This is a genomic window from Pseudooceanicola atlanticus (genome assembly GCF_000768315.1).
Taxonomy (GTDB): domain Bacteria; phylum Pseudomonadota; class Alphaproteobacteria; order Rhodobacterales; family Rhodobacteraceae; genus Pseudooceanicola; species Pseudooceanicola atlanticus.
Genome location: NZ_AQQX01000004.1, coordinates 517,702 through 537,380 on the forward strand (window position 1 = coordinate 517,702; position 19,679 = coordinate 537,380).

General features: G+C 64.3%; 15 protein-coding genes. 12 read left to right on the forward strand and 3 right to left on the reverse strand.

Annotated elements, in window-relative coordinates; all coding sequences use genetic code 11:
• Window positions 1-102: 102 nt before the first annotated feature.
• The 12 genes from ATO9_RS13320 (at window position 103) to ATO9_RS13375 (ending at window position 12,048) form a co-directional block, all read left to right on the forward strand.
• Complete coding sequence (locus ATO9_RS13320; protein ID WP_043749654.1) at window positions 103-585, forward strand: Lrp/AsnC ligand binding domain-containing protein; 483 nt, start codon at window positions 103-105, stop codon at window positions 583-585.
• Between the two features lie 272 nt (window positions 586-857).
• On the forward strand, window positions 858-1,559 hold the full coding sequence (locus ATO9_RS23505; RefSeq protein WP_052418301.1) for a TetR/AcrR family transcriptional regulator: 702 nt from the start codon (window positions 858-860) through the stop codon (window positions 1,557-1,559).
• A 100-nt stretch (window positions 1,560-1,659) separates the two neighbouring features.
• Window positions 1,660-2,718 carry a C4-dicarboxylate TRAP transporter substrate-binding protein gene (locus ATO9_RS13330; protein WP_043749656.1) on the forward strand — a complete coding sequence of 353 codons (1,059 nt, stop codon included), beginning with the start codon at window positions 1,660-1,662 and terminating at the stop codon, window positions 2,716-2,718.
• Window positions 2,715-3,287 carry a TRAP transporter small permease subunit gene (locus ATO9_RS23510; protein ID WP_052418302.1) on the forward strand — a complete coding sequence of 191 codons (573 nt, stop codon included), beginning with the start codon at window positions 2,715-2,717 and terminating at the stop codon, window positions 3,285-3,287. The genes ATO9_RS13330 and ATO9_RS23510 overlap by 4 nt, the downstream gene beginning before the upstream one ends.
• Window positions 3,284-4,588, forward strand: a complete 1,305-nt coding sequence (locus tag ATO9_RS13340; protein ID WP_043749659.1) for a TRAP transporter large permease — start codon at window positions 3,284-3,286, stop codon at window positions 4,586-4,588. Before ATO9_RS23510 ends, ATO9_RS13340 begins: the two co-directional genes overlap by 4 nt.
• A gap of 13 nt (window positions 4,589-4,601) precedes the next feature.
• Window positions 4,602-5,597, forward strand: coding sequence for an MBL fold metallo-hydrolase (locus ATO9_RS13345; RefSeq protein ID WP_052418303.1), 996 nt, complete (start codon window positions 4,602-4,604; stop codon window positions 5,595-5,597).
• Complete coding sequence (locus ATO9_RS13350; RefSeq protein ID WP_043749662.1) at window positions 5,597-6,340, forward strand: glutathione S-transferase family protein; 744 nt, start codon at window positions 5,597-5,599, stop codon at window positions 6,338-6,340. The genes ATO9_RS13345 and ATO9_RS13350 overlap by 1 nt, the downstream gene beginning before the upstream one ends.
• The gene (locus ATO9_RS13355; protein ID WP_043749664.1) at window positions 6,337-7,266 is read left to right on the forward strand and encodes a fumarylacetoacetate hydrolase family protein; all 930 of its coding nucleotides are present in this window, start codon (window positions 6,337-6,339) and stop codon (window positions 7,264-7,266) included. The genes ATO9_RS13350 and ATO9_RS13355 overlap by 4 nt, the downstream gene beginning before the upstream one ends.
• Before the next feature lie 205 nt (window positions 7,267-7,471).
• Window positions 7,472-8,179, forward strand: a complete 708-nt coding sequence (locus ATO9_RS13360; RefSeq protein ID WP_052418304.1) for a response regulator — start codon at window positions 7,472-7,474, stop codon at window positions 8,177-8,179.
• Between the two features lie 10 nt (window positions 8,180-8,189).
• Window positions 8,190-10,469: a sensor histidine kinase gene (locus tag ATO9_RS23515; protein WP_052418305.1), complete on the forward strand. Its 2,280-nt coding sequence runs from the start codon at window positions 8,190-8,192 to the stop codon at window positions 10,467-10,469.
• Window positions 10,466-10,927: a response regulator gene (locus ATO9_RS13370; protein WP_043749665.1), complete on the forward strand. Its 462-nt coding sequence runs from the start codon at window positions 10,466-10,468 to the stop codon at window positions 10,925-10,927. Before ATO9_RS23515 ends, ATO9_RS13370 begins: the two co-directional genes overlap by 4 nt.
• Before the next feature lie 2 nt (window positions 10,928-10,929).
• Complete coding sequence (locus ATO9_RS13375; protein WP_052418306.1) at window positions 10,930-12,048, forward strand: sensor histidine kinase; 1,119 nt, start codon at window positions 10,930-10,932, stop codon at window positions 12,046-12,048.
• Window positions 12,049-12,256: 208 nt separating this feature from the next.
• Here the strand turns inward: ATO9_RS13375 and ATO9_RS13380 are convergent, their stop codons facing one another.
• The 3 genes from ATO9_RS13380 to fabG form a co-directional block, all read right to left on the reverse strand.
• On the reverse strand, window positions 12,257-17,791 hold the full coding sequence (locus ATO9_RS13380; protein ID WP_043749668.1) for a VCBS domain-containing protein: 5,535 nt from the start codon (window positions 17,789-17,791) through the stop codon (window positions 12,257-12,259).
• 441 nt (window positions 17,792-18,232) lie between these two features.
• Window positions 18,233-18,895, reverse strand: coding sequence for a cysteine hydrolase family protein (locus ATO9_RS13385; protein WP_043749671.1), 663 nt, complete (start codon window positions 18,893-18,895; stop codon window positions 18,233-18,235).
• 2 nt (window positions 18,896-18,897) lie between these two features.
• Window positions 18,898-19,677, reverse strand: coding sequence for a 3-oxoacyl-ACP reductase FabG (gene fabG, locus ATO9_RS13390; protein ID WP_043749674.1), 780 nt, complete (start codon window positions 19,675-19,677; stop codon window positions 18,898-18,900).
• Window positions 19,678-19,679 lie beyond the last annotated feature (2 nt).

A 19,679-nucleotide genomic window follows, 5' to 3' on the forward strand; every position in this document is an offset into this window, starting at 1 on the left:
CATCAGCATAGCGCGACCACCCCGGCGATGTGGTCTGAAATTAGGCCGTAGAGGCGCCGTTATGCCTGTACTTGAAGTTTTGAAAAGGTCATATTCTCCACCATGACCGACACGGCAGATCATTTGGACCGTATAGACCGCCGCATCCTGGCCGCATTGGCCCGCGATGCGCGGCTTTCCATGGCGGCGCTTGCCGAAAAAGTGGGCTTGTCCAAGACCCCGGTGCAGACGCGGGTGAAGCGGCTAGAGGGCGAGGGCTATATCCTTGGCTACCACGCGGCGCTGAACCCCGAGCGGCTGGGCCTGGCGCAGGTGGCCTTCGTGCAGGTCACGCTGGGGTCGACCGCGTCCGAGGCGCTGGAGGCCTTCAACCGCGCGGTCCGCGACGTCCCCGAGATCGAGGCCTGCCACATGATCGCCGGCGGGTTCGACTACCTGATCAAGGTGCGCACCCGGGACATGGCCGCCTATCGCCGCACCCTGGGCGACACGATCGCCGCCCTGCCCCATGTCGCGCAGACCTCGACCTTCATGGTGATGGAAAGCGTCAAGGACAGCGCCCCGACCGCGGCTTTGCGCGGCTGAGGGGGCGGGGATCGCCCTGGCGGGCGATGCCTCCGGCGGGAGTATTTCTGGCAAGATGAAGCGGGTGGATGCGCCCGGTTTGGGGCCGTCCTGCGCGGTCTGGGGGGAATCACCTGTCGGGGATCGGGCCGGGTGCGCTGTGGTCAGGGCGGTCGGTGGGGCCCGGGGCAGCAGGTCCAATTTTATGAAAATGCTTGGCTTTTGCTGGGTTCGCCGCGGCGCGGCGGAGGTGGGTTGTTGACATACAGGCGTTTCAATAAGACGTTTCAAACATGCGCTTGAACAATCGCCCCAGATCCGGTGACACGACCACGGCCATCTTGAACGTGGCCGAGGAGATGTTTGCCGAACATGGCATCGACGGGGTGACCACACGGGCGCTGTCGGAACGGGCCGGCGTCAACATGGCGGCGGTGAATTACCATTTCGGCAACAAGGACAACCTGACGCTGGAAGTGTTCCGCGACGTGGCCCGCCGCACCGTGGAGCGCCGCCTGGCGAGCCTGGCGCGGATCGAGGCGGAGGCCGAGACGGAGGGCCGCGCGCCCTATCCCCGCGATGTCGTGGAGGCCTTGGTCGACGCCTATGTCAACGAGGACAGCCCGCGCACCGGCATCCTGCTGGCGCATCTGGTGTTGCAGCATCGCGTGCGCCCGACCGAATGGACCCGGGCGATCGTCCGCGAAGAGCTGGACGGATTTGCCGTCCGCTACATGGAGGTGTTGCACCGAGCGGTGCCGCATCTGAGCGAGCGGCAGCTGCATTGGCGCTATCACCTGATGGTCGGCGCCGTGATGATGAGCCTGAGCGACCAGCGCTCGGACGGGCGGATGGGCCGCCTGTCGGGCGGTGTCGCCGATCCGCAAGATTTCAACCAGTTCAAGGAGGAGCTGGTTGCGTTCCTGACCGCATCGCTGGGCGGGCCGGACGGGTCCGGCGCCGGCGGGGCACGACCTGTGCGGGAGGACACCTGACCCGCCTGCCGCGCGGGTCATCACCGAACCGAGCCGGACCACCGGCCGAACGTTCCCGGTCCGGGCGACCGCGCCGGGGAAACCTCAGGGAGGAGGACACATGACCAAGTATACCACAACCGCCCTCGCGGGCGTGCTGGCCGTTGCGGGCGCCCTGCCCGTCGCGGCGGAGACCTGGAACTTCACCATCATCGCGGGCCACCCGCCGCTGACCAAGGGCGTCTCGGCGATCAGCACCCATTTCGTGCCGGAGGTCAGCAAGCGCGTGGCCGAGCTGGGCCATACGATCAACTGGACCGAAGCCTATGCCGGCGCCGTCGCGCCCCCGACCGGCGTGCTGGAGGCCGTGGAAAGCGGCGTGGCCGAGTTCGGCTATGTCCCGCAGCTCTTCGAAGGGGACAAGCTGCCGCTGGACCAGATCACCTATATCACGCCCTTCGGGACCTCGGACCTGATCAAGGTGATGGGCGTCATCGACAAGCTTTACGAAGAGATCCCGGCGATGGACGAGGCCTGGGCCGACAATGGCCAGAAGGTCCTGGCGCCAGTGGGGATCGACACCTATCACTTCGTGACAAAGTTCCCGATCGAGACCGTCGACGATCTGAACGGCCACAAGATCGGCACGGCGGGCCTGGCGCTGAACTGGCTGAAGGGCGTGGATGCGACGCCCGTGGCGGGCGCACTGCCCGATTTCTACAATTCCATGTCCACGGGGCTCTACGACGGGATCATGACCTTTGAATCGGTCGTGGCCCCCTACAAGTTCTACGAGGTCGCGCCCTACATCACGAAGATCAATTTCGGCGCGCAATATGCCTCGGCCCTGACGGTGAACCTGGACATCTGGGAAAGCCTGCCGGAGGACGTGCAGCAGATCATCCAGGAGGTCGCGGACGAATATCGAGACATCGCGGCCGAAAGCTATCGCGAAGGCGGCGAGGCGTCGTTGCAGAAGGCCGTCGAGGGCGGCGCGACGATCAACGAATTGTCGGATGAACAGCGCGCGGCCTATGCGGCCAAGCTGCCCAACATCGCCCGTGAGTGGGCGGAACAGCTGGACGCGCAGGGCAAGCCGGGGACCGAGGTGCTGGAGACCTACATGCGCCTGTCCAAGGAAGCCGGGATCGAACACGCACGGGACTGGGCCGCAGAGTGACCGATACCGCAGACATCAACCAGCCGCCCGGGAGACCGGGCGGCCCTGTCGTCCTGTGGCTGAACCGCGTGACGCTGGCGCTTGCGGCGATCGGCGGGCTTGGCACCCTGGGCATCATGGCGATCATCAATGCCGACGTGATCGGGCGCGGTGCCTTCGGCACCCCCGTTCCCGCCACGGCCGAGATCGTCAGCGCGGCCATCGTCGCCATCGTTTTCCTCCAGTTGCCGCAGGCCACCGCCGCGGGGCGCAACGTGCGGTCCGACATGCTGCTGAACCGGCTGGGCCGAAATGACGGCCGCGCGGGCGCGGTGCTGGACATGATCCACCATGCCGTCGGCACGCTGATGCTGGGCATTCTGCTGTATTACATCGCGCCGGGCATCCTCGATTCCATCGAAGGCAACGAGACCGTGGGCCTCTACGGCATCTTCACCATGCCGCGCTGGCCCTTCGTGGTCTGCGTGCTGGCGGGCTGTGCGCTGACGCTGGCGCAATACGCGATGCTGACCATCGGCTTTGCCATCCGCGCCTTCGGGCCAGGCCATGACGGAGGGGCGGCGCAATGACCGGTGTCGAGATCGGGATCTATTCCATCGTCGCGATCCTCGTGCTGATCCAGCTGGGGATGCATGTGGCCATCGCGCTGATGACCGTGTCCTTCTTCGGGGTCTACCTGGTGAAGGGAAAGATGATCGTCGCCGGCGCCCTGCTGAGCCAGGCCGCGCTGGACGGGGTCGAACGCTATTCCTTCGGGGTGATCCCGCTGTTTGTCCTGATGGGCGTGCTGGTCGGGGTCTGCGGCCTGGGCCGGGACGTGTTCGACGTGGCGGGCCAGATGTTCCGCAAGTTCCGGGGCGGGCTGGGCATCGCCACCGTCTTTGCCAACGCCGTCTTTGCCGCGGTCAACGGGACCTCCATCGCCTCGGCGTCGGTCTTTACCAAGGTCGCGGTGCCCGAGCTGATCCGGCAGGGCTATACCCCGCGCTTTTCCGTGGGCGTTGTCGCCGGGTCGTCGGTGCTGGGCATGCTGATCCCGCCCTCGCTGCTGCTGATCCTCTTCGGGATCATCGCCGAGGTGTCGATCGGGGACCTGTTCACCGCCGGCATCGTGCCGGGGCTGATCCTGGCGTTTTTCTTCTGCGCGGCGATCGTGCTGCTGGCCCGGTTCTTTCCCGGCTTCACCGGCAATCCCGGCGCGTCGGACCTGACGATCATGTCGCGGGGCACGATGCTGCTGAAATCCGCGCCGATCATCCTGCTGATCGTGCTGGTTCTGGGCGGCATCTACGGCGGCTTCTTCACCCCGACCGAGGCGGGCGGTGTCGGCGCGCTTGGCGCGCTGGTCATCGCGATGATCAAGGGACGGCTGACGGGGCGCGAGATCTGGAAGATCATGCTGGAGGTGGGGCAGGTCACGGCCTCGATCACCTTCCTCATCATCGCCGCCCACATGTATTCGCGCCTGCTGGCCCTGACCGGGCTGCCGAACGCGATGACCGGGCTGCTGTCCAGCTGGGAGCTGGGGCTTTACGGGGTACTGGTGCTCTACCTGATCGCCATCGTCCTGCTGGGCACGATCCTCGACAGTTCGTCGATCCTGCTGATCCTGCTGCCGCTGATCCTGCCGGTGATCCAGCCCTTCGGCGTGGACCTCGTCTGGTTCGGCATCATGACCATCATCGCGGTGGAGGTGGGGCTGCTGACGCCCCCACTCGGCGTCGCCTGTTTCGTCATCAAGGCGAACCTCGAAGACGACCGCATCACGCTCAACGACATCTTTGCCGGGGCGGCGCCCTTCGCGCTGATCATGGTCTTGCTGGTGGCGCTTGTCATCGGCATGCCCTGGCTGGCCATCGGCCTGCTCTAACGGAGGACATCACATGCAAACCGACACGAAACGCGAATTGCAGGAGCTGGGCAATGGCCTTTACGCTTGGGTGCAGGGCGATGGCAGCTGGGGGTGGAGCAATTCCGGCCTGATCGTGGGCGAGGACGGGCAGACGCTGGTCGTCGACACGCTGTTCACCGGGGCGCTGACCCAGGACATGCTGGACGCCTATGCCCGGGCCGAACCCTCGGCCGCCAATATCGACGTGCTGGTGAACACCCATTCCAACGGCGACCACACCTTCGGCAACCACCTGGTGGGCGATGCCCGCATCATCGCCTCCGAAGCCGCGCGGGAAGAGATGGAGGAACGCCCCGCGAGCTTCTTCAAGGCCGCCGCCGCGGACCCGGCCGCCTACGGCGTGTTCGGGGAATTCCTGCACAATTACATGGGCAAGACCTTCGACTTCTCCGATATCGAACACGTCCCCCCGACCGAGGTCTTCAAGGGGTCCCGCACGCTGACGGTCGGCGGGCGGACCGTTGAACTGATCGAGCTTGGCCCCGCCCATACCCGCGGCGACATCATCGTCTACCTGCCCGACAGCAAGGTCTGCTATACCGGCGACCTGGTGTTTCATGGCGGGCATCCGATCATGTGGGCCGGCCCCGTCGGCAACTGGATCGCCGCCTGCGATCATATCCTGGGGCTCGATGCCGATATCATCGTGCCGGGCCATGGCGCGGTGTCGGACAAGAAGGCCGTGCAGGGCCTGCGCGACTACTTCACCCATATCCTGGCCGAAACGAAGAAATGCTACGAGGCGGGGCTGAGCTGGGAAGAAGCCGCGTTCGAAGTGGGCTATGCCAATTTCGACAGCTGGCTGGACCGCGAACGCGTCGTCGCCAACGTCGCCACGATCTATCGCGAGCTGTCGGGCGGCAAGGTGGACCCCGCGCAGGAAGACGTGCTGCGCCACATGCTGCGCTATTCCGCCGGGGCCAAGTGCCCGCATGACGAAGCCTGCGGTTGCGGCAAGGCGCACTGATGCTCGAGCTGCTGAACAACCCCATTTCCACCTGCTCGCAGAAGGTCCGCCTGACGCTGCACGAGAAGGGGCTGGAATTCACCGACACCCGGATCGACTTCCGCAAGAAGGAACACCTGACGCCGGACTATCTGGCGATCAATCCCGACGGGGTGGTGCCTTCCCTGCTCCATGACGGGCGGCCGGTCCTGGATAGCTCGGTCATCATGGAATATCTCGACGAGGTCTTCCCCGAGGTCCCGCTTTCGCCCTTCAGCGCCTATCACAAGGCCAGGATGCGCAAGTGGCTGCGCTTCATCGAAGAGGTGCCGACCGTCGCCATCCGCATCCCCTCCTTCAACCAGGTCTTCGTGCGTCACCGCAAGGACCTGTCGGACGAGGACCTGGCCAAGGACACCGATGCCCGCACCCTGCGCCGCACCTTCTACCGGGAGATGGGGCGCGACGGGTTTTCCGATGCCCGGCTTCAGGAAAGCTATGACCGGCTGTCGGAAACCGTGACCCGCATGGACAAGGCGCTGGCCGATCACGAATGGCTCTGCGGTGACCTGAGCCTCGCGGATTTCTGCGTCGTGCCGACCATTGACCGGATGCGCGACCTGGGCCTCGATCCGATCTGGGACGACAAGCCCCACATGCAACGCTGGTGGGCGGCCATGCAGGACCGCCCCGCCTACCGCGCGACCTATTACCCGGGCACGCGCGTCACCGACATCTATGACGACATTGGAGGTCCGGCATGAAGCTCGTGACATTCGAACCCGCCGCCGGCGGGGCACAATCCATCGGCATCCTCGACGGCGACCAGGTGGCCGTCCTGGACGCGACGCTGCACCCGTCCTTCACCTCGATGCTGGCGCTGATCGAAGGCGGCGACGAGGCGCTCGAGGCCGCCCGCAAGGCGCAAGGCACCGCCACGAAGGTCGGTCTGGAAACCGTCCGCCTGCGCGCGCCCCTGCCCGAACCGGTGCAGATGCGCGACTGCCTGACGTTTGAGCTTCACCTGCGCCAGTGCCGCTCCACCATGAGCAAGATCAACCCCGATCTGCCCGACCTCGAACCCGAGGACGTGCCGCTGCCGCAGGTCTGGTACGACCAGCCGGTCTATTACAAGGGCAACCGGTTTTCGGTCTCCGGCATGGGCGATCAGATCCTCTGGCCGCGCGGCGAAACCCGGCTGGATTACGAGCTCGAGCTGGGCATGGTCACCGGCAAGGGCGGCATGGATATCAGCGTCGAGAACGCCCAGGACCATGTCTTCGGCTTCCTGATCTTCAACGATTTTTCCGCCCGCGATCACCAGATGCTGGAAATGGGCGGCGGGCTGGGACCGGCCAAGGGCAAGGATTGGTCCACCGCCAATGCCATGGGCCCCTGCCTGGTCACCAAGGACGAGATCGGCGACGGCTCGGGCCTGGCCATGAAGGCCCGCGTGAACGGCGAGGAATGGTCCAACGGCAATTCCAAGACCATGCATCACAGCTTTGCCGACATCCTGGCCCACGTGTCCCGCGACGAGGAAATCCGCGCCGGGGAATTCTTCGGCTCCGGCACGGTCGGCGGCGGCTGCGGGCTGGAGTTCAACCGCTTCCTGTCCCCCGGCGACGTGGTCGAGCTCGAGATCGAGGGGATCGGCATCCTGCGCAACAAGGTGGGTCCGCGCCAGTAACCATGTTTGTGGCTGAAACAGGGGCCGGTCCGTCTGGGCCGGCCTTTTCCGTTTTGGAGAATTCCGACGCATTTTATGGAAATCGGCGGAACGAAGGGGGAAAATTAATTCTATCGTAAGATACGGCCCTCAACCTGCCTCAGTACTGCCGAATTATTGCCGCGTTTCCCCGCACGGGGCCGCGGATTGACTGAGGAATTCTGCCATGGCCCAAGCTCAACCCGCATTTCCGGACCTGTTCCCGCCGCAGGTCGATACGACCTTCCGCATCCTCTCCATCGACGACGACCCGATCGACCGGATGCGCATCCGCACGCTATGCCGCAAGGCCGGTGTCGGTGACGATATCGACGAGGCGCACAACATCACCGAAATGCGCGCCCTGCTGGACGAGGGCGGCTATGACATCGTCTTCATCGACTACCACCTCGGCCTCGAAACCGGGCGGGAGGCGCTGGATGTGCTTCTGCAACACGAGGATCAGGCCAACGCGATCCCGATCATGGTCACCTCCGTCACCGATCACCAGGTGGCCATCGACGCGATGCGCGCCGGCTGCTCCGACTACCTGGTGAAAGAGGAAATGAGCGTCGAGACGCTGCGCAAATCCATCGTCTCCTCGCTGGAACGGCGGATCCTTCTGTCGGCGGTCAGCGAGATGCGGATGGCCCAGACCCACATGAAACGCATGGTGGAACGGTTCTCCTCCACCTGCGGGCCGGAAATGCGCGCGGTCCTTGGCGCCATGCTGCGCCAGATCGCCGAACTGAAGGAAGATACCGCCCAGACTGAACTGGGCGGCACCCTCACCGCCGCCTCCGCCGGGTGTTCCGCCCTGTTGGAATTCCTCGATGACCTCGACACCGCGCTGCATGCGGCGCGCCCCATGGGACCCAGGCTCTTCTCGGTCTGAGGGGGCCGTGATGCCGATCCGCTTTCCCTGGCCTCGCAGCCTCAGCAGCCAGCTCGTCGCCATGGCGACCGTATTGACGCTGGTCGGGACGATGGTCCTGACCCTGCGCAATCATGCGGACATGCAGTCCCTGCTGACACGTCACGGGTTCGACTGGCTGGAACGCACCACGACGCTCTATTCCGGGCGGATCGCGGACGCCTTCGACGACATCCGGATCGAAGGCGAACGGGCGACCCACTATCCCCCGATCGGCGGCCTGATCCGCAGCAGCACCGCGCCGGATGGCATCGACCCGCTCGACGGCTCCCGACAGGAGGAATGGCGCAAGCGGCTCGAGGTTCTGTTTGCCTCCGTCATGTCGGCGCGGCCCTACATCACCCAGATGCGCTTTGTCGGGGTCGCGGATCAATGGCGCGAAATCGTCCGCGTCGACCAGGCCGAGAGCGGAACCGTCGCCACCATGCCCCACCTGCTGCAACGCAAGGAAGGGCGCCCCTACCTGGCCCGCCTGGCCAGCGATCCGGCGACCGACAGCTATTTCGCGCCGCTCTCGCTGAATTTCGATCACGGGCGGGTCGACGATACGGTGACGTTGCGCGCGATCCACCCGGTTCACACCCTCGACGGAACGCTGTTCGGCGCCGTGATCATCAACAGTGATTTCGAGGCGCTGCTGCACAGCGCCGAACCCGATGTCGATCCGGGCCTGGACGTCACCATCCTGACCGATCATGGTGACTACCTGACCTTCCGCCACGACACGCCGCGCCCGGTCTTCCATTTCGGTGCCACGCGCCTGGCGAACCCGGCCCCTCCCTGGACCGATGGCACCGGCACGGTCCAGACCCTCCTGTCTGACCGCCTACTGCGCGGCGCAGCGATCCCCGTCGCCGACCTGCCCTTCGAGCTGCGCATCGTCACCTCAGTGGCCGAGGATTACCTGCTCGCTCCCGCCACCGCCGATCTGCGCCGCAACGCCCTGATTGCCCTGTCGATCATCTCCCTGACCTCGCTGGCGATCTTCGTGCTCAGCCGCCATGTGACCCGACCGCTGGTGGCGCTGCACAACGCTGTCACGCAACGCCGCGACGCCACCGACCCGATCACCGTCCCGCCCACCGGGCCCGATGAAATCGGTCAACTCGCCCGAAGCTTCACCGACATGGCCAACCGCCTGATCCGCGATACCGGGCGGCTGGACGCGATCCTGTCTCACGCCGCCGACGGCATCGTGACCATCGGCGAAACGGGCCTGATCGAAGAGGTCAACCAGGCCGCTCTCGACATCTTCGGGTATGACGACCGAGCAGATCTTGTGGGCCGTCCGATCACCGATCTGATGGCCCAGGCCGATGCGCTTCGCCATCCTGACCATATCGCGACCACGACGCTCGCGCCGGGGCAGGCCACGCGCATGGGACAGGGCCGCGAATTCACCGCCCGGCGCCAGGACGGACATGAGGTCCCCGTTCATGTCGCCCTCTCCTGCACGGCCTACGAGGGAGGGCGCCATTTCATCGGCATCATCCGCGACGTGACCGAAGCCCGGCGCGCCCGTGAACAGCGCGAAGCCCTGATTGCCGCGCTCGAACGCTCCAACGCGGAACTCGACCAATTCGCCTATATCGCCTCGCATGACCTGAAGGCGCCTCTGCGGGTCATCGACAATGCCTCCCGCTGGCTGGCCGAGGATCTGGAACCGCACCTGACCGAAGACACCCAGGAAAGCCTCGACCTGCTGCAGAATCGCGTGGGCCGGATGGAACGGCTTCTGGACGATCTGCTGGAACATTCCCGCATCGGGCGCAGCCACACGACGGATGAGGTCGTACCAGCCCGCCAGTTGATCGCGGAGGTCATCGGACTCTGCCACGTGCCCGACGGGTTCCGGGTGGAGCTCGGCCCACGTTTCGGCGATCAACCGTTGCCTCGCATGCCCCTTACCACGATCCTGCTGAACCTCGTCGGCAACGCGATCAAGCATCACGACACCCCGAACGGCGAAGTCCGGGTCACACTCGTCGATCAGGGCCCCGACTGGCAGTTCCGGGTCACGGATGACGGCCCCGGCATCCCCCCGCAATATCACGAGAAAGTCTACCAGCTGTTCCAGACCCTGCGCCCGCGCGACCAGGTCGAAAGCAGCGGCATGGGCCTAGCCATCGTGCAGAAACATGTGCGTCTGGGCGGTGGCCGGATCGACCTGATCTCGGATGGCGAACGCGGCACGACCTTCGTCGTCACCTGGCCCAAACCCGATATCACCGACCAGAGGAGGACCGCATGACTGCACCCCCACCGTCCGAGGCGATGAACATCATCCTCGTCGACGATGATGACGGCGACGCCAAGGCGATCCGCCGCGCCTTTGCCAAGGCCCGCATCGCCAACCCGATCACCCGTTTTGTCGACCCGGTGGAGGCGCTGGCCTTTCTGCGTCGCGAAACGGGAACGCCGCCCGGCCAATATATCCTGCTGGTCGATATCAACATGCCACGGATGAGCGGGCTGGAAATGCTCGACGCCCTGCGCGCGGACCAACGTCTGCACGATGCCGTGGTCTTCATGCTGACCACCTCGCAGGATGAACGCGACCTGATGGTCGCGCATCATCACAACGTGGCCGGCTACATCGTGAAACAGAATGCGGGTGCCGATTTCCTGGCCCTGCTGGACACGCTCGATCATTACTGGCGCATCGTCGAACTGCCCGACATGCGCCGCAGCGCGTTGGAAGTGGGGTGACAATGGAACAAGGCCTGACCGCTCTTATCATCGACGACGATCGCGGCGACCGGATGCAATTCCGCCGCCTGCTGCGCGATTGCGGCCATCCGCTCCAGGTGCAGGAGGCGGAGGACCTGGACGCGCTGAACGCCCATGGCGACCGAAGTTTCGATGTCATCTTCCTCGACAACCTGCTGCCCGGGCAGACGGGCCTGGAGGCGTTGGAGGACGTCCGGCGCACCTGGCCCGATGCCGCGGTCATCCTGATCACCGGCCAGGGGGATGAAGCGATCGCCAAGACCTCGATCCAGCGGGGGGCGACGGATTACATCCCGAAATCCAATGCCACCGCGCCCGCCTTGACCCGCATGATCGAAAGGGGTGTCGAAAAGATCCGCCTGCTACGGGAGATCGAAGCCCATCGCCAAGAGCTGGAGACATTTTCCGACGTGCTGGTACACGACATCAAGGCACCGATCCGCGCGGTCACCTTCCTGTCGGAACAGATCGGCGAGGCGCTGGAGGGCCGAGACATCGACCAGGCCGCGGAGTTCAACCTGCTGCTGGACCGGTCCATCCATCAGATGTCCGACCTGGTGCAAAGCCTTGCCAGCCACCTGCGCCTGCAGCGCGGCATGGCGCCCCATCGCCCCGTGCCGATACAGGACATCGTGGGGACGGCCGTAACCGCGCTGGCCGTCGATATCGGCGAAAGCGGCGCAGAGATCGAAACCATGGTGGAGCCGTTCACCCTGCCCTGCGACCCAGCCCAGATGGCGCAGTTGCTTCAGAACCTTCTGGGGAACGCGATGAAATATAGCGCGCCGGATACGCCCCGGATCACGCTGACGGCACAGGTCGGAGAGGGTGCGGCCCGGATCAGTATTGCCGATCTGGGGATCGGGGTGCCGCCGGAACAGGCCTCGCGGGTTTTCGAGCCGTTCCGCCGCCTGTCGAACGGCGCCGATCAGCCGGGCACCGGACTTGGGCTGGCCACATGTCAGAAGATCGTGGAGCGGCACGGCGGTCGGATTTGGTGCGCGCCGAACACTCCGCGCGGGACGGTTTTTCACGTCACCCTGCCCTTGGCGGAGGAGGCAGAGGATGCGCCGGTTGGCAATGCACGGCTTCTCCATTGAAGACGCGTGGAGGCGACCCGACCATGAGATCGGAAAGGGCAAAATCCTTCGGCAGGTCCAGCGCACATTTCCGCCATCGGCCCGTCAGCGCGGACCGTGGGGCGAGACCAGAGAGACCGCGGAGCAAACCGCCCTCCGCCCTTCCTGCCAAGGCAACGGCGCCCCCGCATCGCGAGGGCGCCGCCATTGCCATCAAACCTGTTGCGGATCAGGCGACAGTCAGCACCGGGTCCAGGAAGTCCGTCTGCCCCGCCAGGACCACGCGGCCACCGTTCGACAGGACCAGTTCCATCGCGTCGATCACCCCGTCAGCGCCGATATCGATTTCGTTCACCTCGGCCACGCTCATGTTGTCCTGCAGAAGGATCTGGTCGATCCCGGCCTCGTAGTCGAGGATATCGACCTCGACAGTGGTGGAGGTGAAGACGAAGGTATCGGCCCCCGCATCGCCCTGCACCTGGTCGTTGCCGGCGAAGGACATGATGATGTCGTCGCCGTCACCGCCCGCCAGCGTGTCATCCTCGTTCGACCCGAAGATCAGGTCCGCGCCATCCGTGCCCACGCCGTTCACAGCGACCGGAGCCCGACCCAAGGTTTCCACGGTGACGATGTCGCGCTGATCGGCGGTGGTCGCCAGGTTGCCGTCGTAATCGAGCGTCGTGGTGACGGTGAAGGTGTTCGCCTCACCGAGCTTTTCCGCCAGATCGGTGATCGCCGCGAGGTCCAGAACCTGTGTGTTCTGGTCGCCGGAGAACGCGGTTTCGTCGGCCACCTCACCCAGATCGACCCCGTCCACGCTGAGCGACACAGACGCCGAGGCGATGTCGATGGCAAAAAGCGGCGAGGCCTGCAACGCATCGGCCAGGTCGGAGAACCCGGTCAGGGCCGGCATGATCCCGTCGCTGTCCACCGTTTGCGAGATGATGTTGGGCGTGTTGGGCGCAAACTGGGTCCCGACACCGAAGGCCTCGACCGTGGCCAGCCCTTTGAGCAAGGACCCGTACTGCGTCAGCAGGTCTTCCTGCTGCGCCGTGCCGCCAGCGCCGCCGGCATAGGGAATGCCGTCGGTGATGAGATAGGCATAGTTCACATCCCCGGGCTCTGAGAACAGGCTGAATTCCCCGTACGCGACCCGGACGGCATCGCCGGTCCGTGTCACGCCGCTCTGGAATGGCAGCCCCGCAACCACCGCAGCAACCGTGCTGGGATTGGTCCCGTTCGGAAAGCGCAATTCCAGCTCGACCTGGCTGGAAAAGCTGATGATCGAGAATTGCAGGTCGGTCTGCGAGCCGGAGAATTGTCCGGCCAGGTTGAGGACCGTGTCCACCACGGCCTGTTTCTGGATATCCCACCCGGAGCTTCCGACGCTGCCGGAACTGTCGAGCATGAACATCACGTTCACCGCCTCGGCTCCGCCGGCGGAGGACAGGTCGACCGTGACCTGGCCGGTATTGGTCACCTCGGCCTCACCACCCTTGCTGTCCCCGACAAGAACATCGGTGTTCGGCCCCACATCGACCGACACGGTCGAGACCGCGGTTTCGCCCTGGTCGTCGGTGATCTGGATCGCGAAGGTCTCCGTCCCGGTGAAATCGGCATTGGGGGTGTAGTCGAAGCTGCCATCGGCGTTCAGCACAAGCGTGCCGTTCTCGACCCCGAAGCCCGGCAGGACGGAATAGGTCAGCGGGTCCATTTCCGGATCGGTGCCCGGCACCTGACCGTTGAGCGTGGTCACGTATTCGGTGCCAAACATGGCGGAACCGCCGACCGGACCGTCATTGGCCCCGTGGATCGTGACCGTCACAGTTTCGGTGATGACGCTGTTCGACTGCCCCTGTCCGTCATTGATCGCGACGGTGAAGTCGATATCGCGGGTCTCCCCGACCTGCAGCGATTGCACTATGGGCGAGGCATCGTTGAGCACGAAGTCCCACTCCCCGGTCACGGCATCCACGGTGAATTGGCCATAGGTTGTCAGCGCGTCGCCGGAATAGGTCAGCGTATCCAGGCGATCCACGTCCTCGGCCACGACCTGGCCCGAGGCATCGGGCTGGCCCGGTTCGCCCACGCCCGCCTCCTGCACCTGTCCGGTCAGGGTGGAGGCCGACGTCACCACGACGGGAGCGTCATTCGTGCCCAGGATGCGGAAATCGAGCTCGGCGCTGCCGCTGCCATCCTGCGAATGCAGGACGAACTTGTCCCACACCACTTCGTTGAGCGAGAGGTCCTGAACGGCGGAGTCGTCGAGGTCTATGGTCCAGTTATCCGGCGCGACCCATTCGAAGACCGCGTAGCCGCCCTCGCTGTCGACGACAGGCTCGTCCAGGAAGGCCTCGTTGGCGTCGACATCCGCGACGGAAATCGTGGCGGTCGGGGGGGCAACGTAGGTCAGCCCGTCCTCGACCAAGCTGGGGGTCGCCCCGTTGAGCGCCACATTCACTTGCCCGGCATCGTTCTTGCCCAGAATCTCGACAAGGAAGGTCTGCACCCGGCCATCGGCAAAGGTTGCCGTGACCGTTTCGACGGCCGTGTCGCCCTCGTTCAGCGCCTGTGTCGCCGGGCTGCTATTGTCCAGCGTGTATTCGAAGGAAATGCGGTCGGACGACACCGGGTTGAAGGTCATCGTGCCGTAGGTTGCCGTCGATGACATCGTCGGCAGAACAACGGCGCTGTCGGGGTCGATCACGTCAACAAACCCGCTGACGACCGGCACGCCCGGCCCCGTCTCACCGGCCTCGACCACCTGTTGCGCACCAGTCCAGCCGGGAACGATCACCGCCGGATCGTCAAAGCCCTGGATCACGAAATTGACCAGCGCGCGGGTCCCGTCCGCGGTCGAGACTTCGGCCCCGGTGGAGAAGAGGGAAATCCCGGACCCGCCCTGGCTCGGCGCGGTCATTTCCCGGATGAACGCGGCAGTGTCGTCAAGCTTGAAGGACCAGTTGCCGCTCGCGTCGATCGCGAAGGTCCCGTAGCTGGGCTGCACGATCACATTGGTCAGGAAATAGTCTTCGCCCTGGTCGACATCAGTGACCGCAAGCTTGCCGGTCAAAACCGACGTGACCGGTGCTGCCACGATCGAAGCAGAAGTGTCGCCTTGCACCTCGGCGGCATCGTTCGTGCCCTCGATGGTGACGCTGAATGTCTCGATCGCACGTCCGTCGAAAGATCTGACTTTGAAGCTGTCTTGCCTTGTATCACCCTCGCCCAGGGATTGAACCAGCTGGCTCATCAGGGAATAGGTTACGGTGCCGTCTTCGCTGACTGTGACCTGGCCCAGGCCATTATCCGACAGTAACGTTTCGGCCCACATTTTGTCCTCACCGGCATCCGGGTCGATGACCTGGATCTGACGGGTGAAGGACGTGGTCGTGTCTTCCTTCACCGACCCGGTGAAGTCGCCGACCAGCTCCGCCGCATCGGACCGCGGCTCGACATAGACGGAAACCGTACTGGGATTGGATTCGAACTCGCCGTCGGTGACAGTGTAGGTAAAGCTGTCAGAGCCGTTCCAGTCTGTCGCAGGATTATACTCGACCAGACCATTCGAACGCACCTCTATCGTCGCACCGCTGCTCAGGACAACGCTGTCATACAGGTTCACGGCCTGCCCGTTGATGCTGGCGATTTGCAGGGTATCCCCCTCGAAGTCGACATCATTCGCCGCCAAGTCAAAGGTCCGGTACGTGTCCTCGACCATCGAGAACGAGTCGATCGTGGCCACTGGCGGCGTGTTGTCGTTCGTGCCGTTGATATTGATCGTGATGTCCTGGGTGGCCGTCGCATAGCCATCGAACACCTCGACCCGGTAGGTCAGGGTCAGCGTCTCGCCCTCGTTCAGATCGTCAAAGGCCTCGTCGCCGCTGTCGAACAGCCAGGCCCGGCGCGCTTCGGTCTCGTAGCCGGCCAGAACCGGATCGGCCTGGATCGTCAGCATCGACAGCAGCTCGCTCTGCGGGGGCAGCGGCGGCACCGTGCCCGTCGCGGTCAGCCCGACGACACTGGCGGTCACGACATCCTTGGTGTCGATGTCGTAGAAGGTCAGCGCCGCCTGCACGGCCAGCCCCTCATCGGTTTCGGTCAGGGTGGCGCTGTCACGATCCCCCGCCTCAAGACGGATCTGCGGCGCGTCGTTGGTGCCCAGAACACGGCCTGTGACCGTATACGTGGCGCTGCCGTCGATCGAGGTCAGGACGAGCTCGTCGGTCACCTCTTCGCCTTCGGCGAGGCCCTGGATTTCAGGCAGCACGTTGTACAATTCATAATAGACATTGCCCGAGGGCGTGATTGTGAAGAGCCCATGGGTCCCCGCCACCGATCCCGGCTGCAGCCCGGCCTCGCCCGCATCCGGGTCGACGACGGTGTAGTACTGCGACGCCATCTCCAGCACGTCTTCCTTCACGACAATCTCCGCGGGGCCGCTGATCGTGGCCACATCCTGCGCGCCCGCCACTGCAACGCTCAGCGTCGCGGTCGAGGTCTCAAGTTTGGTCACCTCGACCTCTTCGGTCAGCACCAGGTCGTCGACGGCACCGGAGCCCTTGATCCGGACCTCCAGCTTGGACACCCCGTCCAGATCGATATCGACGATCTTGACCTCTCCGTCGCCAGTCCGTCCGGTCTGGATCAGGTCGATGAGCTTGCCGCGATCGTCATAGGCCTTGATCCAAGCGCCCTTATCGATGTCGATGAAAGTCAGGCTTTCGACGCGCGTCGGGGCATCGAAATCGAAGGTCAGCGTGCCGCCCTTGCGGGCCGCGTCGGGATCGCTGCTGTCATTGTCCTCGGACACGATCAGCATGTTGCCCTGCCCGGCCACGCCCAGGTCATCGTCGCCCCCGGTCGGGTTGTCGGCATCAAAGACCATCGCGTCATTGTCGCGGTCCCACCACGGCCAGCCGCCGTTTTCGTCCCCGGAAATGGTCATGCCCGCGATCTGGCCGGACACCACGTCGCCCGCCGACAGCCCCTCGAAATCGACGGTACGGGTCTGAAGCTCCGTCACCTGGATTTCGCGGGCAATCGTCACGTCGACCGCGACCGTATCGGTCTCGCCGTCCTTCATGTCCTCGAACCCGCCATCGGGATCGAAGGTAAAGCTGCCATCGGCCATCACCGTCAGCGTCCCGGTCCGGCCATCGGTCGAGGTCACGCTGACCGGCGTCCCGACAGCACCGCCAGCCACGGAGGACACGAAGGCCGTGCTGGCATACTGGTCATTGTCCAGTACGTTGCCGCTGATCGCGTTGTCTTCGTCCGTGGCCACGTTGTCATCCACGGCGACGGGGCTGGGCTCGGGCGTATCGGCGCTCAGGTCGGCATAGGCGTAGTCGGAAGTGCCGGCGTTGAACTGGTCGACCACCGTCAGCTGCGCCCCCTCCGGCGGCACCGGCCCCGAGAAGGTGTAGAAGTCGTGGCTGTCGGGCCCGAAGCGGCGCTCCACGTCGATCTGCAACAGGGTGTACTGGTTGCCCGCCGCGTCCTCGACGATATGGACCCGTTCGATCATCACCCGGCCCACGGAGTGCGACCCGCCCGAGCCGTCGCCGATCTCCGCCCGCTGCTGCGACCGGTCGGCAGAGATGCCGTTGGCCCACCACTTGTCGCCGGACAGGTAATCGTCGTTGTCTTTCACCTTGATCTCGGCCCGGTCCCCGCCCGGAATGACAAAGCTTTCGCCCAGGGAAAGGGACGAACCGAAAGACAGATCTGAACCGGGTATCGCGCTGAAAGAAAAGGCCATGGGGGGCGCTCCTGCTAATAATAATCTTGTAAGAACCGGGACTTGGAAATGATCACTGACCGGAAATTTGGGCTTTAGCCGCGCGAAGCCTACGCAATTCGCCCGATCCGACAAAGCCATCCGTCGCCGCTCGCGCAGGTAAAACCAGTTAAACCTTTGTTGATGTTAAGTAATTTTCTTAACCTCTCGCGCCGCGCCGATGCCGCCGCTTGACGCCAAGCAGCATCACCGTAGCAGGACTGACCCGCAGGGACGTTAAATAGGTATATCCAAGCCGAATCGTTTCGGCTGGTCGCACAATGTCTCATGACGGCGAATTTTTCGCGGACCTCAGAGCGCTGACAGGCGCACCGACGCGATACCGATGTGATACCGACGCAATACCGACGTTGCGCGCGCCGCGTTAAGGACACCCGCCAAGATTTCTTTAGCCAATTGAAATCAAAGAGATTTAACCTCGTCCGCGCTCATCACATGACAATAGATCATGTTGATGACCCGCAACTCGTGCTCATGCAATTCCTGCGTCGCAGCAGCGCAGCAATCCTCGATGACGAGCACGTCGAAGCTCTCGTCCGCCAGGCTCCGCACGGTCGAGGACACGCATTGGTCGGTGAAGATACCGGCGCAGATGACCCGCTCGATCCCCATATTGTGCAGCACCATCCGCAGGTTGGTCCCCGTCAGGGCGGAATCGGTGGTCTTGGTCACCACGATCTCGTCATCCATCGGGCCGACCGCATCGACGATCTGGCTGTCCTCGCGATCCTTCGGCAGCAGCAAGTAGTTGAAACCGGGCTTCTTTTGCGAAAGGGACCGGTCCCGCCCGTCCTCTTTCAGGCAGGCGATGCGGGCATGGATGACCTCGATCCCCTGCCCCCGCGCCCAATCCTGCAAGGCCCGCGTATTGGGGATGACCGTGTCGTTCATCCGGTCGAAGAAAGGCTGCCAGCGGGCGGCCTCCGCCGGGTCGTCGGGCACCTCGAGATAGGTGTTCTGGATGTCAATGACGAGCAGAGCCGTGCGCCCGGGATCAAGACTGATATCCTCGGGCTCCTCCGCGGTTTCGTAGTAGAAGGAGCGCCAGTCCGTCTTCCACCCCATGGTCAAATTTCCTCAAGCGCTTCAAGGCTTTCGGGCAGGATCTGACCGCCATCCACGACGATCTGCTGACCGGTGATATAGGCCGCCTCGTCGGATGCGAAGAAGAGCGCGGCATTGCCGATATCCTCCACCGCGCCCAGGCGTTTCAGCGGGATCGAGTTCGCCATGGTGGCCAGGTAATCCTCGCCCAGGTCCTGCAGGCCTTCGGTGTAGATATTGCCGGGCATCACCGCGTTGATCGTCGTGTTGTACTTCGACAATTCCATGGCCGCGGTCTTGAGGAAGCCCAACTGCCCCGCCTTGGACGCGCCGTAATGGGACCAGCCGGGGAACCCCGTCACCGGCCCGGTGATCGAGGAGGTCACCACGACCCGGCCCTTGCCCTGCGCCTCGAACTCGGGGATGCAGGCCTTCACGCAGAGGAAGGTGGATTTCAGGTTGGTCGACATGACGCCGTCCCAATCCTCGGGGCTCATGTCCACCATCTTGATCTGGGGGAATATTCCGGCGTTGGCGCACAGGATGTCGACGCTGCCATAGGTGTCCTTGGTCGCCTTGATCAGGCCCTGCACCCCGTCCCAGTCGGCGACGTCGCACAGGTGATAGGCGGCGGTGCCCCCGGCGCTTTCGATCTCGGCCACGGCGGCCTTCGCGGCCTCTTCGCCGCGGGCCGCGATCATGATCCTGGCGCCCTGCGCGGCAAAGACCTTGGCAATGCCCTTGCCGATGCCCTTGGAGCCGCCGGTGACGATGGTGGATTTTCCTGCGATTGAGGTCAGCATGT